Raw genomic sequence first — 15,407 nt, 5'->3', positions numbered from 1 at the left:
AGTGCCTCGTTTACTTCGAAATGGCCAGCTTGATTCCGAAACCTATCAGGAACACGCCAGCGACTTTTTCGAGCACGCGGCCGATGGTGGGGTTGGCGCGCATGCGCTCCGCCAGGTGGTGGGTGAGCAGCACGGCGATCAGGCCGTAGGCAAATGTCAGCGCCGCCACGGTGGCCGCCATCACGCCAAAGGTCAGCAGGCCCTGGTGGCGGGCCGGGTCCACGAACAGCGGAAAGAAGGCCATGTAGAACACGATGGCCTTGGGGTTGAGCAGCGTGATCAGGCCGGCCTGCTTGAAGTAGTGGCGCGGCTCGATGTTGAGGATGGGTTGGGCCCCAGGCTTGGCGGTGAGCATCTTGAAGCCCAGCCAGGCCAGGTAGGCGGCGCCGAGCCACTGCACGGCATGAAAGGCTGCGGGGTAGGTGGACAGCAGGGCGGCCACGCCAGCCACCGCTGCCCACATCAGCACCTGGTCACCGGCGATCACCCCCATCGTGGCGGCCAGGCCACCGCGGATGCCGCCCTTGCTGGTGGACGTGATGAGCGCCAGGTTGCCCGGACCGGGAATCGCCAGGAACAACACGATGGCCGCCACGAAAGCGCCGTAATCTGCAATGCCAAACATGAAAATCCCCTGGAAAGAGCCTGCCGCGAATCCAGCCGGTGAGCGGGGAAGTTTAAGCGACCCGCCGATGCGGGACCGGCTTTTTTCCCGCGGCGTTGCTTATGCGGGTCGCATCCAGACGATGCAACGCTCTGCATCCAACCCTGGCACGGCCAGTGGTTCCACGTGGAACACCTGCACGCTGGCCGGTAGGGCCGCGATTTCCTCGGCCGGGTGCTTGCCCTTCATCGCCAGCCAGACGCTGTGCGGCCCCAGGGCCTGGCGCGACCAGGTGGTGAAATCCACCAACGAGGCAAAGGCGCGGCTGGTCACCACATCGAAAGGACCGTCGAGGTTCTCGACCCGGGCATGCACCCCGCGCAGGTTGGTCAGCCTGAGCGATACCGCCACCTGCTGGATGAAGGCCGCCTTCTTGGCCACCGTGTCCACGCAGCTCACATCGACATCGGGGCAGCAGATGGCGATCACCACCCCGGGCAGGCCGGCGCCGGCGCCCACGTCGAGCAGGCGGGCGCCCTGCCCTGGCGGCAAGGCGGCCTGTGCCAGCGTGCGGCGCAGCGGTGGCACCGCAGCCAGGCTGTCGAGCAGGTGGTGGGTCAGCATCTCCTTCGGATCGCGCACCGCCGTGAGGTTGTAGACCTTGGTCCACTTCTGGATCAGGTCCAGGTAGCACAGCAGGGCATTGGCCTGCGCTTCGGACAATGGCACGCCCAGTTGCTGGGCGGCCGAGAGCAGCGAGGGACGAAACGCCTCGGTGATGGAGGAAGGGGTGTTCATGGAATTCGAGGTGTCCGTTGTTCGGTAGGCAGCCGGGGCCGCAGAGCATGCCGTGATGGTTTCACGTGGAACCACCGCGGCATGGGTGCGCTCAGGAACCCGCGCTGTCCCAGCAGTTGGCGGGCTGGTCCTTGGTCTGCACCCAGTAGCGCGTGCCCTGGCCCAGGCTGGTATTGGTGGTGCGCGTGCCGCTCAAGCTTCCCGTGTTCAAACCATCCTGCACGCTGGCCATGCGCCAGCCGCTGCCCAGCTCCGCTTCGCACCGTGCCGATGCCAAGGCAGCAGAGGTCAGAATCGCCCCCATCACGGGCTGGGTCGGCGCCAGCTGCCCACCGGTCCAGCCAGCATAGGTAGTGTCGGTGCCGCCCGCAGGTTTGGCTGCGGTACCGGGCTGTATGCACAGCACCGGCAGGACCACGCGGCACGAGGTATCGCCCTGCCGATGGTTGCAGGGATGGTCGTCTTTCAGAGGGCGGTCCGTCGCGCGGGGCTCGCCCGCGCAACCCAGGCGGGCCACCTCGGCCGGCAGTTTGGCCTCGTCCACCAGCAAGGCAAAGGTCAGGCCATGGCCGATGCCCCCCGCTGCAGGGGCTGCGGCCGCCACTGGGGCAGCCTGCGTCGTCGCCACCTTGGCAGCGGTGGGCTGCTTGGCCACCGGCGCACGCTTGTCACGTTCGTGCTTCATCCACAAGGGAATGCCCAGCAACAGCAAGAGCACGGCCACCACCGCCACGGTGCGCACCATCAGCAGCTCGCCCCGCTGGCGTGTGCGTCGCCCTGCCGTGCCCTTTCGGGCCACGGGCCGTTCAATGCGCGGCGGGCTCAGCATGCGTCGTCCGTGCACCGGCAATACCGCGGAAGGCACCCTTTTTGAGGTGCACCATGAGCAGCGACACCGTCGCAGGCGTGATGCCCGAGATGCGCGAGGCCAGGCCCAGCGTTTCGGGGCGATGGCGTGTCAGGATCTGGCGCGCTTCGATGGAAAGTGCCGCCACCTGCATGTAGTCCAGGTCGTCGGGCAGCTTGAGGTTCTCGTAGTGGGCGGCGCGCTCCACCTCGTCCTTCTGCCGGTCGATATAGCCCGAATACTTGGCAGCAATCTCCAGTTGCTCGATCACGGACTCTGCCAGATCACCCAGTGTTTCACGTGAAACTTCGGCGGATGCATACTTGCTGCCATCCATGCCCACCAGCGCGTTGTAGGCCACGTCGGGCCGGCGCAGCAGCTCGAACAGGTTGTATTCGTGCTCGATGCTCTTGCCAAGCACGCGCTCGGATTCAGCGGCTGGGAGGTTGCGCGGATTCACCCAGGTGGCCTTGAGGCGTTCTGTTTCACGTGAAACCGCATCGCGCTTGCGGCTGAAGGAATCCCAGCGCGCATCGTCCACCAGACCCATCTTGCGGCCCATCTCGGTCAGGCGCAGGTCGGCGTTGTCCTCGCGCAGCTGCAGGCGGAACTCGGCGCGGCTGGTGAACATGCGGTAAGGCTCGTTCACGCCCTTGGTGATCAGGTCGTCCACCAGCACGCCCAGGTAGGCCTCATCGCGGCCGGGCAACCAGGGCGCGTCGCCCCGGCACTGCAGTGCGGCATTGATGCCGGCGAACAGCCCCTGGGCTGCCGCCTCTTCGTAGCCCGTGGTGCCGTTGATCTGGCCGGCGAAGAACAGGCCCTCGATCTGGCGCGTCTCGAAGCTGCTCTTGAGCGAGCGCGGATCGAAGTAGTCGTACTCGATGGCGTAGCCCGGGCGCAGGATGTGCGCGTTCTCCAGCCCGGGCATGCTGCGCACCAGTTCGTACTGGATGTCGAACGGCAGGCTGGTGCTGATGCCGTTGGGGTAGAACTCGTGCGTGGTCAGGCCTTCGGGTTCGAGGAAGATCTGGTGGCTGTCCTTGTCGGCAAAGCGGTTGATCTTGTCTTCCACGCTGGGGCAGTAGCGTGGGCCCACGCCCTCGATCTTGCCGGTGAACATGGGGCTGCGGTCAAAACCGCTGCGGATGATCTCGTGCGTGCGCTCGTTGGTGTGCGTCACCCAGCAGGGCATCTGCCGTGGGTGCATGGCCGCATTGCCCATGAAGCTGAACACCGGCACAGCCCCTTCGTTCACGCCGCCGGGCATGCCGTCGCCGGGCTGCTCGGTGCACTTGGAGAAGTCGATGCTGCGCCCATCCAGCCGCGGGGGGGTGCCCGTCTTCAGGCGGCCCTGGGGCAGCTTGAGTTCCTTGAGGCGTGCCGACAGCGACACGGCTGGCGGGTCCCCTGCCCGGCCGGCGGAGTAGTTGTTCAGGCCCACGTGGATCTTGCCGTCGAGGAAGGTACCGGCCGTGAGCACCACCGTGCGCGAGCGGAAGCGGATGCCCACCTGGGTGACGGCGCCCACCACGCGGTCGCCCTCCACCATCAGGTCGTCCACCGCCTGCTGGAACAGCCACAGGTTGGGCTGGTTCTCCAGCATGCGCCGGATGGCGGCCTTGTACAGGATGCGGTCGGCCTGGGCCCGCGTGGCACGCACGGCCGGCCCCTTGGAGCTGTTGAGAATGCGGAACTGGATGCCGCCCTCGTCCGTGGCAAGCGCCATGGCACCGCCCAGCGCATCGACCTCCTTGACCAGGTGGCCCTTGCCGATGCCGCCGATGCTGGGGTTGCAGCTCATCTGCCCCAGCGTCTCGATGTTGTGCGTGAGCAGCAGCGTTTTGCTGCCCATGCGGGCGGCGGCCAACGCGGCCTCGGTGCCGGCATGGCCACCGCCGACGACGATCACATCAAATTCCTGGGGGTACAACATGGGAGCGCTCCGGGGGCCTGTCGGGCCCGATAATCAAAAATCCCGATGCGGCGCATGGGGCAGGCCCCGCCTTGGGCCTGCCGTGCGCACCGGCCCCGCCCGGTGCGGGGGTGCCAACCTGCACCCTGCCCCGGCGGGCAACCCGGGATTTTCCCACTTTGCGCCCACCGTGTCTGCCCACAGCCCTCTGACCCGCTTTCTCACCGGACTGGTGGGCGATCCGCCCGTACCGGTGGCATCGTCGTGGGCCAGCGCCCAGGCCATGCGTGGCCAACCCCTTTTGCGCGCGGGAGAGTCGTAGCGCCACCTGTGGTGGGTGGAGCGCGGCGCCCTGCGCCTGTATCTGGTGGACAGGGACGGTGCGGAGACCAACAAGAACTTCTTTCTCGATGGGGCCCTGTTCTGGCCCATCACCCCAAGCCTGCGGCAGCAGCCCGCGATGTTCCACGTGGAACCATTGGAAGACAGCCGGGTATGGGCGCTGGCCTTGCCGGCCCCCTGCACCGCCACGCCCACTGATGGCTGGGCGCCCTGGGCCGCACTCGAACACCGGGTGCTGTGCGCCCTTGCTGGACGGAAAGATGCAGCGCGAACAGGAGTTCCTGCAACGGGGTGCGCGCGAGCGCCACGCCCGCTTGCTGGCCCAGCTCCCCGACTGGTCAGAACGCATCGCCCTGCGGCACCTGGCGTCCTACCTGGACGTCACCGATGTCACGCTCTCGCGCGTGCGCAGCGAGATGGGTCTTATCAATGGTCAAGGCAGCACAACATTGCCACGGGCACAGTAGGCACATGCCCGCACTCCGCGGGCCCTTCCGAAGGACTGAGCCCAGATGCGAGCACAGGGGAATGCCGCCACCTGTGGCGCGCCCTGCTCAGTCTGGCGGCCTTTGTCCTGGCCCTGGTCACGCTGGTGTGGCGATTGGCTCCACCGCAGGGGCACAGATAGCCCAGCGCTTGCAGGAATCCTGCCCGGCGCCTGTGCTCCAATGCAGCACCATGCACGCAAACTCCCTCCTCGTCTTCGCCGGCAGCACGCGCCAGCAATCGTTCAACCGCCGCCTGGCCCACGCAACCGCCGCGATCGCCCGCGATGCCGGCGCCGAGGTCACGCTGCTGGAGCTGTCGGACTACGACATCCCCATGTACAACGCCGACCTCGAAGCCCAGGGCACGCCGGCCGACGTGGTACGCCTCAAGCAGGTGCTGTGGGAGCATCCCGCCTGGATCATCTGCTCGCCCGAGTACAACGGCAGCTACACCGCCTTGCTCAAGAACACCATCGACTGGGCTTCGAGCCCCGTGGCCGGCAACCCCGACTGGCAGGATGGCACCAAGTCCTTCCGCGGCAAGGTGGTCGGCATGCTCAGCGCCTCCAACGGCGGCCTGGGCGGCCTGCGCTCGCAAAGCCATCTGGCCCCACTTTTGGTCAACCTGGAATGCTGGCTCGCGCCCAAGGCCTTTGCCCTGGGCCAGGCCAGTGCGGCCTTCGACGAGGCGGGCGCCCTGGTGCAGCCAGTCCACCGCGAACGCGTGCGCGCGGTGGTCGACCAGGTACTCTGGGCATCCAGCCGCCTGAACGCCGCCTGAGCTATCAAAACAATAGCAATAGCGATGCAGTGCCGACCCGGCTGCGGCGCCTGCTGCACCGCCCCGTCCATCAGCTCGCCCATCCCTGGCATGCCAGAGGGCAAGCCGGCGGGCGTGCGCTGCATCCAGCTCGGCGACGATGCACGCTGCCTTATTTTTGGGCAGCCCGAGCGCCCCGCAGTCTGCAGCGGCCTGCAGCCCTCGGCCGAGATGTGCGCCGACAACACGCACAATGCCATGGCCTTCCTGACCCGGCTCGAAGACCTCACCCGGCCTGCGGCCTGATCAGTCCTCGTCGTCGTTCTTTTCGGGTTCAGGTGGCACATCCAGCGCCACGCGCGTCTCGAACTTGGAGCAGTTCATCGCGAACGTGCTCTTGAAGTTGCGCACATTGTTGTTCGACGAGAACACCTCGCGCGTGAACGCGTGGTAGCGCTCCATCGACGCGGAGTTGATGATGAGCAGAAAGTCGAACTCGCCCGATACCTCGTAGCAGGCCATCACATCGTCCTGCGCCGCCATCTTGGCTTCGAAGTTGCGCAGCAGCGCATCGTTCTGCTTGTCCAGTTCCACCGACACAAACACCGTGAGCGGGCGCCCCACGCGCTGCCGGTTCACCACCCCCACCTGCCGCAGCAGAATGCCCTCCGCCCGCAGGATGGCGATGCGGCGCTGGCAGGTGGCTGGAGAGCTGTTGACCTTCCGGGCCAGCACACGCAAGGGCTGCGAAGCGTCTTCCTGCAGCAGGTTGAGGATCTGGATGTCCAGGCGGTCGAGGTTCATGGGTCCACCCACGATACCAAAGGGCGATGGAACAAATGCATCACGGTTCTTCCGATTGTGAGACAGATCCTTCATTGAACGCGGTATTGCGGTGGTTTTAACCGGGCATGCGCCCCAACAATGGGTAAGAACCGTCCGACACCTGGAGCGCCCGCCATGACCACCAACCCGCCCACCCCCACCGACTTCGACCAGCAGCTCGTGCGCTGGCGCCACCACCTGCACCGCCATCCCGAGACCGGCTTCAACGAGGTGGACACCGCCGACTATGTGGCGCGCCACCTCGCGGCCCTGGGCCTCACGGTGCACCGCGGCATCGGCGGCACGGGCGTGGTCGCCAGCCTCCGCGTGGGCAGCAGCCCGCGCAGCATTGGCCTGCGCGCAGACATGGATGGCCTCGCCATGGGCGAGGCGGCCCCGGGCCGGGCCCATGCCTCGCAGAACGCGGGCTGCATGCACGCCTGCGGCCACGACGGCCACATGGCCATGGTGCTCGGCGCGGCGCAGCTGCTGGCCGAGCGGCGCGACTTCGACGGCACCGTGCACTTCATCTTCCAGCCCGCCGAGGAACACGGCAAGGGGGCGGCGGCGATGATGGCCGACGGCCTGTTCGAGCGCTTTCCGGTCGATGAGATCTACGGCGCCCACAACATCCCCGGCATGCCGGCCGGCCACATGGCCATCCGAAGCGGCGGCATCATGGCCAGCGAGGACAACTTCGCCATCGAGATCACCGGCCGCGGCGGCCATGCGGCGCGCCCGCACATGGCCATCGATCCATTGGTCATCGGTGCCGAGATCGTGCTCGCGCTGCAGACCGTGGTGGCGCGATCGGTGGACCCGAGCCAGCCGGCCGTCGTCTCGTGCACCGAGTTCACCACCGACGGCATCCGCAACGCCCTGCCCACGCACGCCACCATCAAGGGCGACACGCGCAGCTACTCGCCCGCCGTGCAGGCCCTGCTTGAAAAGCGCATGCGCGAGATCTGCGAGGGCATCTGCGCCGCCCATGGCGCCACGTGCAACTTCACCTACACGCACGAGTTCGCGCCCACCGTGAACTGGCCCGCCTGCGTGGAGGTGGCCGTGGCTGCTGCCCGGGCCGTGATCGGCGCCGAACGGCTGGACACCGACGTCACGCCCATGATGATTTCCGAGGACTTCGGTGCCTTCCTGCAAGTGGTCCCCGGTGCATTCATGTTCATCGGCAACGGCGAGTCCGGCACGCCCGGCGGCGTGCCGCTGCACAACGCCGCCTACGACTTCAACGACGCCGTGCTGCCCATGGGCGCCCGCTACTTCGCCGAACTCGCGCGCGTGCGCCTGCCCACCACCGTCTGACCGTGGAAACCCATGCTCTTCACCAACCCTGCGGCCTCGCGCCGACCCTACGGCCCCGCCCTGCAGCGCGTGATGAACCTCGCCACCGCCCGCGAAAGCCGCCAGTGGCTGGCCGGCTGGCGCCAGCTGCGCAGTGGCGGTACGCCGCTGTACGCCCTGCCCCACCTGGCTCGCCAGCTCGGCCTGGGGCAGTTGCACCTCAAGGACGAATCCGCGCGCTCGCCCCTGGCCAGCTTCAAGGTGCTGGGTGCTCCCGTCGCTCTGCTGCGCCTGGTGCTGCGCCAATGGCCCGGTGCGGGCTGGGCCCCGGTCGATCTGCTCGCGGGCCGGCACGCCGATGTCCTGGCCAGCTTCACGGCCATCAGCGCCACGGATGGCAACCACGGCCGCGCCCTGGCCGCCGCAGCACAGAGCATGGGCTGCCGCTGCGTCATCGTGCTGCATGCCCACGTCAGCGCTGAGCGCGAACAACCCATCCGCGCCCTGGGCGCCGAGGTCGTGCGCATCACCGGCAACTACGACGACTCCGTGCAGGAGGCCGAGCGCCTGGCCCGTGCCCACGGCTGGTGGGTGGTCTCCGACACCTCGTACGAGGGCTACGAGGACATCCCTCGTGACGTGATGCAGGGCTACGGCATCCTGGTCGATGAACTGCTCGAACAGGCCCCCGAACGCGGCGACGGTGCCTGCCCCTTCACCCACGTGCTGCTGCAGGGCGGCGTGGGCGGCCTGGCCGCCGGCGTCGTGGCGCCCCTGTGGGAGCGCTACGGCGAGCAGCGCCCCACCTTCATCGCCGTGGAGCCCGATCAGGCCGACTGCCTGCTGCAAAGCGCCATCGCAGGCCGCGCAAGCCGCGCCACGGGCGGCGTGGACTCGGTCATGGCCGGTCTGGCCTGCGGCGAGACCTCGCCCCTGGCCTGGCGCTTTTTGCAGCCCGCGGTGGACCTGTTCATGACCGTGAGCGACGCCCAGGCCGAAGAGGCCATGCGCACCCTGGCCGCCGGCGCGGCGGGTGACGTGCCCGTGCTCAGCGGCGAATCGGGCGCCGCAGGCCTGGCCGGGCTGGCCGCCCTCATGGCCGACCCCGCCCTTGCCGCCCAAGCCGGCCTGGGGCCGGACGCGCGCGTACTGCTCATCAGCACCGAAGGGGCCACCGCCCCGGGCGTCTACGAAGCCATCACCGGCCGCAGCCCCGCCAGCGTGCTGCAGGCCCAGGCCGAGTGGCAGGCACGTCCATTGCACGCGTGACAATGAATGCACCCATGACCTCAGGAACCCCGATGAACCACAGCACCCCCACCCTCGACTTCGATTCGCCCAGCGTGCGCCAGCTGCGCGAAGACCTTGCCCTGGCGCTTCGTGCCGCCGCCCACCACGGCCTGTCCGAAGGCGTATGCAACCATTTCAGCGTGGAGCTGCCCGATAAATCCGGCCGCTTCCTGCTCAACCCGCGCGGCCTGATGTGGAGCGAGGTCCAGGCCGAGGACATCGTGCTCATCGACGAACAGGGCCAGCGCCTGGCCGGCCGCCACGAGGTGGAGCCCACGGCCATGTTCATCCATGCCGCCATCCACCGCCTGTGCAAGAAGGCCTGCGTGCTGCACACCCACATGCCCTATGCCACGGCGCTCACGCTGACCACCGACCGTGCGCTCGACACCACCCTCTCGCAGAACGCCATGCGCTTCCATGGCCGCACGGCCGTGGACCCGCACTACAACGGCTTCGCGCTCGACGTGCGCGAGGGTGAGCGCATCGCCGGCGTGCTGCAGGCCGCCGACATCGGCTTTTTGGGCAACCACGGCGTGGTGGTCTGCGGCGACCGCATCGACTACGCCTACGACGACCTGTACTACCTGGAGCGCGCCTGCATGGCGCAGGTGCTGGCGCAGTCCACCGGCCGCCCCCTGGCCCCGGCCAGCGCCGCACTCGCCCAGCACGTGAGCGAACAGTCCATGGGCGAGCGTCTGCAGTCGGCGCTGTTCTTCGAAGCATTGCGCCGCACGCTCTGATCTTTTAGAAAGAAGCTGTCACAGAACGGACCCCTCGCACGTCTGGTATGCACCAGACTATGCTTGGAGCCCGACCATGACCGCAGCCCCCCTGGCCCCCGAGGCCGACGCCACTTTCGCCGCCCTGCGCCCGCGCCTGTTCGGCATCGCCTACCGCATGCTGGGCGTGCGCGCCGATGCCGAGGACGTGGTCCAGGACGCCTGGCTGCGCTGGAGCGCCACGGACACGGCGGCCCTGCAATCGGCCGAGGCCTGGCTGGTCACCGTGACCACGCGCCTGTCCATCGACCGGCTGCGTGCCGCCAAGGCCGAGCGCGAGGCCTACGTTGGCTGGTGGCTGCCCGAGCCGCTGGTGGAGCAGCTCGACGAGCGCACGCCAGAAGCCGCGGCCGAACTGGCGGGCGAGCTGTCGGTGGCCTTCCTCTACGTGCTCGAACGCCTGGGCCCCGAGGAGCGTGCCGCCTTTCTGCTGCGCCAGGTCTTCGACTACGACTACCCCGAGATCGCCGCCCAGCTGAACAGGAGCGAAGCCGCCTGCCGCCAGATGGTGCACCGCGCCAGCGAACGCGTGCAGCAGGCCCGCACCCGCTTCGAGGTGCCGCGCAAGGTGCACCACCAGTTGCTCGAACGCTTCATCGCAGCCGCTCACAGCGGCCAGCGCGATGCCATCGAGTCCCTGCTGTCCGAAGACGCCATGCTGATCGGCGACGGCGGTGGCAAGGTGCAGTCCTTCCCGCACCCGCTGGTGGGCGCCTTCCGCATCGCCAACCTGTTCTGGGCGCAGTGGCGGCGCATGGCCGAGCAGGTGGTCTACCGCACCGTGCTCATCAACGGCGAGCCGGGCCTGCTGCGCTACATCGACGGCCGCCTCGAATCGGCCCAGGCCATCGTGACCGATGGCGAGCGCATCGTCGCCATCTACGCGATCCGCAACCCGGACAAGCTGCAGGGCATCCCGCTCACGCTGGATTGAAGAATTTTTGGACCCGGCTGTCACAACGGCACAGGCCCGCGCGTCTTGAAGGGTATGGAAGGCAACGAAAGGCCCGGCGCCTTCCAGTTATCAACCCTTCATCTCCCAGGAGTCTTCACCATGTCCCAGCACACCGCCCGCCTGCCCTACCACCAGCTCGCCAACAAGGCCTTCATGGGCCTCGTCAACCTGTCCGAAACCATCAAGAAGGGCAGCCTCGGCGCCCGCCTGGCCGAACTCGTGTTCCTGCGCGTCTCGCAGATCAACGGCTGCGCCTACTGCATGGACATGCACTGGACCTATCTCGTCAAGGACGGCATGGACCCGCGCCACCTCAACGCCGTGGCCGGCTGGCGCGAAGCCCCGTTCTTCAGTGAGCGCGAGCGTGCCGCCTTGCGCTGGGCCGAGATCATCACCGCCACGCCGCACAGCGACGCCAGCGACGAGGAGTTCGCCCTGCTCAAGGCCCAGTTCAACGACACCGAGATCGCCGAGCTGGGTTTTGCCATCGGCACCATCAACGCCTGGAACCTGATCAACGCGGGCATGCGCAGCCCGATCCCGCAAGGCGCCTGATCGATCGACTCAGGCAGGCTGCAGCACGTGCTGTGACAAGGCCGCCGCGCTGCCTGCCGCCAGCGTCAGGCCCAGCGCCCCATGCCCCACATTGAGGTACAGGTTGCTGCCGCGCCAGCGCCCGACGATGGGCACCGAGGTCGGCGTTGCCGGCCGCAGGCCCGCCCAGGTGGCGGGGTCGTTCAGCACGCACAGGTCCGGGTAGGTCTGCGCCACCGCCTCCACCATGGCCTGCACGCGCCGGGCCGGCACCGCCAGGCCCATGGCACCCACCTCGGCCATGGCAGCCACGCGCAGTTGCCCGCCCAGCGGCGCGAACACCGTCTTGCGCCCCAGGTCCGTCACGCTCGCGCGCGGCCGCACCGCACCAGAGCGGAACGGCACCGTGATGCTGTAGCCCTTGATCGGCTCGATGGGCAGGCGCAGGCCCAGCGGAGCCGCCAGCTGGGGCGAGCGCGGGCCCGCAGCCAGCACGAAGGCATCGGCCGCGATGTCCCCCACGCCGGTGCGCAGCGCCGCGATGCGCTCGCCCCGGCGCACGAAGCCCTGCGCCTGCACACCCAGCGACACCGTGCCGCCCATGCGCCGCACGCTCTCCACCAGGGCCAGGCACAGGCGGTGCGGGTCGCCCACGCATTCGTCGCGCGTCCACACCCCCCCGGCGAACTGCAACGCAGTGGCACCGCGCAACGCGGGCTCCTTGTCCAGGCACTCCTGCACGCCCAGCACCTCCTGCGTGCAGCCCATGCCGGCCTGCAGGCGCACCTGCCGCTCCTGGTGGCGCAGCGAATCGGCAGTGGGGCACAGCACCAGCTTGCCGTTCTCGGCAAAGCCGAAGTCCCAGTGCTCGTCACGCATCCACTGCGCCAGCACCACCCGGCTCGACTGCGCCAGCTGCAGCAGCTGCGCCGTTCCGCTCAGCGATTGCCGCGCGGTGCAGGCGCGCAGGAACTGCAGGCCCCAGGCCCACTGCCGCCAGTCCCAGCGCGGGCGAAAGCGCACCGCTGAATGGCGCGACAGCAGCAGCCCCGGCAGCGCCCGCAGCGTGGCCGGCGAAGCAAAAGGCTCCACATAGCTGTAGCTCAGCTGCGCACCATTCGCGTGGCTGGTCTGCAGGCCTGGAGCCTGTGCCGCATCGATCAGCTGCACCTCGCAGCCCTGGCGTGCAAGCTGGTAGGCCGTGGCGCAGCCGATCACGCCGGCGCCGATGACGCAGACCTTCATGGCTGCGCCCCTGCATGCAGGATGCGCGAAACGGCCAGCTGCGCCACCGCCACGTCGGCCAGGCCGATGCCCACCGACTTGAACACCGTGATGGCCGGGCCGGCGGGCCGCCACGGGGCCTCGCCCGCATACAGCTGCGGCAGATCGATGAAGGGCGAGTTCGCGCTCTGCCCCGGCCACAGCACCACCTCGCCGGCCTCCTCCAGGCTCTGCGGCTTCCACTCCACGATGATGCGGCCGGCGCGGTCCATGGTGGCGTCGTCCAGTTCGCGCCCCTTGGGTGTGCTGGTGCCGATGGCCGAGACAAAGGCCCCCGGCGCAAGCCACGCGCCATCGAAGACAGGCGTGGACGAACGCGTGGCCGTGACCACGATGTCGGCATCCCGCACCGCCGCCTCGGCCGTGGTGAAGGCCACACGGCTGCCCGTGCGCACGGCCAGGGCCTGGCCCCAGGCCGCATCGCCAGCCGGGTCCACCAGCGCGATCTCTTCGAACCCGAACCAACCGCACAGCGCATCGGCCTGTGCGCGCCCCTGCAGCCCCGTGCCGAAAAGCGCCAGCTTGCGCGGGCGCTGTGCGGCCGCCTTGGACGCCACCAGCGTGGTGATGGCCGCCGTGCGCAGCCGCGTGAGCTCGTTGCCGTCGAGCAGGGCCAGCGGCCGGTTGCTCGCCAGGTCGAACAGCAGGATGGAGAAGCTGAACTGCCCGCGCACCGTGGGGTAGACCTTGACCCCGCCCACGCCCCGGTCGGCCCACACCGCACCCATGGTGCTCAGCCGCAGGTGGCGGCAGTCGGTGCGCTGGCGGCGGTGCACGGCGGCACCTGCGGCGGCCAGGCTGGCAAAGGCCTCGTCCAGCACGGCGGCGACCGAGCGGTAGTCCAGGGCCTCGGAAACCTGCTGGTCACTGATGAAGGGAATGCTGTTGCTCATGGGATGCTCTGCAGAGACAGGAATGGAAAGAAAGAGAGAGAGGAAGCGAAGGAGCCCCAGGGCACCGCTTCAGGGAATGCCGTGCTTGTTGGGGTAGCGGATGTTTTCGCGCATGTGGGCGCTCATCGGGATGCGCAGCAGCGCCGTGTCGAACCACTTGCGGTACAGGGCCGCCAGCTCGCCCGAGTGCATGAGGCCCAGGACCGTGCGATCCACCACCTCGCGCAGCGGCGCATCGTCCTTGGGCAGCATGAAGGCATAGGGCTCCACCGTCAGGTGCCGGCCCGTCACGTGCAGCCGGTCCCTCGGCGCCGATGCAGCGATCAGCCCGTACAGCAGGATGTCGTCCTGCGCGAAGGCGTCCACGCGCCCCTCTTCCACCAGCCGCACGCCCTCGGCGTCCGTGGCCACCACGGTCATGGCGATCTCCTGCTCGCGCTGCACCGTCTCCTGCGCCGTCGTGCCATTGCTCACCGCAATGCGCCGCCGCCACAGGCTCTGCCCACCATCGAGTTGCACCGAATCGCGCGCGAGGAAGCGCACTCCCGTGGTGAACAGAGTGTGCGAGAAATCCACCTCCTTTTGCCGACCCACGGTGTTGGTGTTGCCACCACACTCCAGGTCGATGCTGCCGGCCTTGAGCAGTGGGATGCGCTGCGCCGCCTCCAGCGGGCGAAACTCCACGCGCAGGTCCGGCCGGCCCAGTTGCTTGCGCAGGGCCTCCACGACCTTCATGCAGACATCGATCGAATAGCCCACCGTATGGCCTGCCGCATCGCGGAAGGCAAACGTGCCGGGCGTGGGGATGTAGCCCACCTGCACCGTGCCGCTGCGCGCCATGCGGGCCAAGGCACCACCGCCTGCGTTCTGCGCGTGGCACAGCGGCCCCAGCAGGGCCAGGGTAATAAAGGACGCCAGGGACTTCACAACGACGATGGCACGCATGGTTCGCTCCTTCGGAACAAGGTCGCCCCCGCCGTGCGCGCGGCACGGACGAGAGCAGGCAGGTGGCAATGGAAGGGGGCCGGCTAGCCGTCCAACCCCGGCGGAACGGCCCGGTGCCAAGGTGTCGCACGCTCGAACGCTTGGCCCACACGCAGCGCCGTGGCCTCGTCGAACGGCCGGGCAATGAGCTGCAGCGACACCGGCATGCCCGCCCGCGTGAAGCCCGCCGGCACAGCCAGCGAACACAGGTCCAGCAGGTTCACGAAGCGGCCGAAGCGCGACAGCGGCGTCGCCAACTCGTCCACCTCGGCGAGTGGGATGGCGGCGATGGCATTGGTCGGAAACACGCATACCTCCACCCCGTCCATGGCCGCCAGCATCTCGGCCTTGGCCTGCTCGCGCAGCCTGAGCAGCTGCAGGTACTGCGCCGCCCCGATGTCGCGCCCCAACAGGATGCGCCGGCGCACATGCGGGTCGAACTCCAGCCCCTCCTGCTCGAACAGCGCGCCCAGGCTCGCATAGCCTTCGGCGCTCATCAGGCTGCCCGCCACGCGCATCGACTCGGCCAGGCTCTGCGGCAGCGTGCGCTCCACGCGCCGCATGCCCAGGCCTTCGAGCACGCGCACGGCCTCATCGCAGGCGGCCAGCACCTCGGGGTCCACGTCCACGCGCTCGGCATCGGGCAGCACCCACCTGCGCAGGCCGGCCACACCGCGCGCCGCCAGCATCAGCTCGTTGGTGGCGATCAGCGCACCCAGCGAGCTGTCCTTGAGCAGCGCCACATAGCTCGACAGCAGCGGCGGCAGCATCACGCGCAGGGCCTGCGGCAGCGTGACGTACAGGAAC

At 68.5% G+C, this 15,407-nt stretch carries 18 protein-coding genes; 9 read left to right on the top strand and 9 right to left on the bottom strand.

The annotated features are described in order from the left end of the window. Positions 1–10: 10 nt before the first annotated feature. From ACK59X_RS26710 to mnmG, 4 genes are all read right to left on the bottom strand, one after another. Positions 11–625, bottom strand: a complete 615-nt coding sequence (locus ACK59X_RS26710; protein WP_409961557.1) for a LysE family transporter — start codon at positions 623–625, stop codon at positions 11–13. Positions 626–724: 99 nt separating this feature from the next. Then, complete coding sequence (rsmG, locus tag ACK59X_RS26705; RefSeq protein WP_409961556.1) at positions 725–1,402, bottom strand: 16S rRNA (guanine(527)-N(7))-methyltransferase RsmG; 678 nt, start codon at positions 1,400–1,402, stop codon at positions 725–727. 91 nt (positions 1,403–1,493) lie between these two features. Beyond that, positions 1,494–2,231, bottom strand: coding sequence for a hypothetical protein (locus ACK59X_RS26700; protein WP_409961555.1), 738 nt, complete (start codon positions 2,229–2,231; stop codon positions 1,494–1,496). Continuing rightward, the gene (mnmG, locus tag ACK59X_RS26695) at positions 2,209–4,185 is read right to left on the bottom strand and encodes a tRNA uridine-5-carboxymethylaminomethyl(34) synthesis enzyme MnmG (protein WP_409961554.1); all 1,977 of its coding nucleotides are present in this window, start codon (positions 4,183–4,185) and stop codon (positions 2,209–2,211) included. Before mnmG ends, ACK59X_RS26700 begins: the two co-directional genes overlap by 23 nt. 169 nt (positions 4,186–4,354) lie before the next feature. Between mnmG and ACK59X_RS26690 the strand changes: the two genes are divergently transcribed. From ACK59X_RS26690 to ACK59X_RS26675, 4 genes are all read left to right on the top strand, one after another. After that, positions 4,355–4,486 carry a hypothetical protein gene (locus ACK59X_RS26690; protein WP_409961553.1) on the top strand — a complete coding sequence of 44 codons (132 nt, stop codon included), beginning with the start codon at positions 4,355–4,357 and terminating at the stop codon, positions 4,484–4,486. Positions 4,487–4,766: 280 nt separating this feature from the next. Further along, the gene (locus ACK59X_RS26685) at positions 4,767–4,973 is read left to right on the top strand and encodes a hypothetical protein (protein ID WP_409961552.1); all 207 of its coding nucleotides are present in this window, start codon (positions 4,767–4,769) and stop codon (positions 4,971–4,973) included. Positions 4,974–5,184: 211 nt separating this feature from the next. After that, positions 5,185–5,775: an NADPH-dependent FMN reductase gene (locus ACK59X_RS26680; protein WP_409961551.1), complete on the top strand. Its 591-nt coding sequence runs from the start codon at positions 5,185–5,187 to the stop codon at positions 5,773–5,775. Between the two features lie 24 nt (positions 5,776–5,799). Further along, the gene (locus ACK59X_RS26675) at positions 5,800–6,060 is read left to right on the top strand and encodes a YkgJ family cysteine cluster protein (protein WP_409961550.1); all 261 of its coding nucleotides are present in this window, start codon (positions 5,800–5,802) and stop codon (positions 6,058–6,060) included. On the opposite strand, the gene ACK59X_RS26670 is transcribed toward ACK59X_RS26675, so the two are convergent. Continuing rightward, a complete protein-coding gene (locus ACK59X_RS26670; protein WP_409961549.1) occupies positions 6,061–6,558 on the bottom strand; it encodes an Lrp/AsnC family transcriptional regulator in 498 nt (165 codons plus the stop codon). A gap of 156 nt (positions 6,559–6,714) precedes the next feature. Between ACK59X_RS26670 and ACK59X_RS26665 the strand changes: the two genes are divergently transcribed. The 5 genes from ACK59X_RS26665 to ACK59X_RS26645 all read left to right on the top strand — a co-directional run bounded on the left by ACK59X_RS26665 (position 6,715) and on the right by ACK59X_RS26645 (position 11,460). Then, positions 6,715–7,899 carry a M20 aminoacylase family protein gene (locus ACK59X_RS26665; protein ID WP_409961548.1) on the top strand — a complete coding sequence of 395 codons (1,185 nt, stop codon included), beginning with the start codon at positions 6,715–6,717 and terminating at the stop codon, positions 7,897–7,899. A 12-nt stretch (positions 7,900–7,911) separates the two neighbouring features. After that, positions 7,912–9,147: a diaminopropionate ammonia-lyase gene (locus tag ACK59X_RS26660; protein WP_409961547.1), complete on the top strand. Its 1,236-nt coding sequence runs from the start codon at positions 7,912–7,914 to the stop codon at positions 9,145–9,147. Positions 9,148–9,179: 32 nt separating this feature from the next. Next, positions 9,180–9,911: an aldolase gene (locus ACK59X_RS26655; protein WP_409961546.1), complete on the top strand. Its 732-nt coding sequence runs from the start codon at positions 9,180–9,182 to the stop codon at positions 9,909–9,911. A gap of 76 nt (positions 9,912–9,987) precedes the next feature. Next, positions 9,988–10,884 (top strand): RNA polymerase sigma-70 factor, encoded by an 897-nt coding sequence (locus tag ACK59X_RS26650; protein WP_409961545.1) that lies wholly within the window; start codon positions 9,988–9,990, stop codon positions 10,882–10,884. A gap of 120 nt (positions 10,885–11,004) precedes the next feature. Further along, entirely contained in the window at positions 11,005–11,460 is a 456-nt protein-coding gene (locus ACK59X_RS26645) for a carboxymuconolactone decarboxylase family protein (RefSeq protein WP_409961544.1), read from the top strand. A gap of 9 nt (positions 11,461–11,469) precedes the next feature. On the opposite strand, the gene ACK59X_RS26640 is transcribed toward ACK59X_RS26645, so the two are convergent. From ACK59X_RS26640 to ACK59X_RS26625, 4 genes are all read right to left on the bottom strand, one after another. Continuing rightward, positions 11,470–12,684: an FAD-dependent oxidoreductase gene (locus tag ACK59X_RS26640; RefSeq protein ID WP_409961543.1), complete on the bottom strand. Its 1,215-nt coding sequence runs from the start codon at positions 12,682–12,684 to the stop codon at positions 11,470–11,472. Continuing rightward, entirely contained in the window at positions 12,681–13,616 is a 936-nt protein-coding gene (locus ACK59X_RS26635; protein ID WP_409961542.1) for an ornithine cyclodeaminase family protein, read from the bottom strand. Before ACK59X_RS26635 ends, ACK59X_RS26640 begins: the two co-directional genes overlap by 4 nt. Positions 13,617–13,685: 69 nt before the next feature. Then, positions 13,686–14,561, bottom strand: coding sequence for an amino acid ABC transporter substrate-binding protein (locus ACK59X_RS26630; RefSeq protein WP_409961541.1), 876 nt, complete (start codon positions 14,559–14,561; stop codon positions 13,686–13,688). 83 nt (positions 14,562–14,644) lie between these two features. Beyond that, the coding region (locus tag ACK59X_RS26625; protein WP_409961540.1) for an amidase family protein at positions 14,645–15,407 on the bottom strand (763 nt) is incomplete at its 5' end.

This window comes from Acidovorax sp. (assembly GCF_046339755.1).
Lineage (GTDB): Bacteria > Pseudomonadota > Gammaproteobacteria > Burkholderiales > Burkholderiaceae_C > Acidovorax.
This window is presented reverse-complemented; position numbering and strand designations above follow the sequence as displayed.

What these genes read in the sequence shown, in the direction of transcription:
- ACK59X_RS26675 (WP_409961550.1), top strand. Translation starts at nt 5,800, where the DNA reads ATGCAGTGCCGACCCGGCTGCGGCGCCTGCTGCACCGCCCCGTCCATC.
- mnmG (WP_409961554.1), bottom strand. Translation starts at nt 4,185, where the DNA reads ATGTTGTACCCCCAGGAATTTGATGTGATCGTCGTCGGCGGTGGCCAT.
- ACK59X_RS26680 (WP_409961551.1), top strand. Translation starts at nt 5,185, where the DNA reads ATGCACGCAAACTCCCTCCTCGTCTTCGCCGGCAGCACGCGCCAGCAA.
- ACK59X_RS26640 (WP_409961543.1), bottom strand. Translation starts at nt 12,684, where the DNA reads ATGAAGGTCTGCGTCATCGGCGCCGGCGTGATCGGCTGCGCCACGGCC.
- ACK59X_RS26655 (WP_409961546.1), top strand. Translation starts at nt 9,180, where the DNA reads ATGAACCACAGCACCCCCACCCTCGACTTCGATTCGCCCAGCGTGCGC.
- ACK59X_RS26630 (WP_409961541.1), bottom strand. Translation starts at nt 14,561, where the DNA reads ATGCGTGCCATCGTCGTTGTGAAGTCCCTGGCGTCCTTTATTACCCTG.
- ACK59X_RS26660 (WP_409961547.1), top strand. Translation starts at nt 7,912, where the DNA reads ATGCTCTTCACCAACCCTGCGGCCTCGCGCCGACCCTACGGCCCCGCC.
- rsmG (WP_409961556.1), bottom strand. Translation starts at nt 1,402, where the DNA reads ATGAACACCCCTTCCTCCATCACCGAGGCGTTTCGTCCCTCGCTGCTC.
- ACK59X_RS26650 (WP_409961545.1), top strand. Translation starts at nt 9,988, where the DNA reads ATGACCGCAGCCCCCCTGGCCCCCGAGGCCGACGCCACTTTCGCCGCC.
- ACK59X_RS26665 (WP_409961548.1), top strand. Translation starts at nt 6,715, where the DNA reads ATGACCACCAACCCGCCCACCCCCACCGACTTCGACCAGCAGCTCGTG.
- ACK59X_RS26635 (WP_409961542.1), bottom strand. Translation starts at nt 13,616, where the DNA reads ATGAGCAACAGCATTCCCTTCATCAGTGACCAGCAGGTTTCCGAGGCC.
- ACK59X_RS26670 (WP_409961549.1), bottom strand. Translation starts at nt 6,558, where the DNA reads ATGAACCTCGACCGCCTGGACATCCAGATCCTCAACCTGCTGCAGGAA.
- ACK59X_RS26700 (WP_409961555.1), bottom strand. Translation starts at nt 2,231, where the DNA reads ATGCTGAGCCCGCCGCGCATTGAACGGCCCGTGGCCCGAAAGGGCACG.
- ACK59X_RS26685 (WP_409961552.1), top strand. Translation starts at nt 4,767, where the DNA reads ATGCAGCGCGAACAGGAGTTCCTGCAACGGGGTGCGCGCGAGCGCCAC.
- ACK59X_RS26710 (WP_409961557.1), bottom strand. Translation starts at nt 625, where the DNA reads ATGTTTGGCATTGCAGATTACGGCGCTTTCGTGGCGGCCATCGTGTTG.
- ACK59X_RS26645 (WP_409961544.1), top strand. Translation starts at nt 11,005, where the DNA reads ATGTCCCAGCACACCGCCCGCCTGCCCTACCACCAGCTCGCCAACAAG.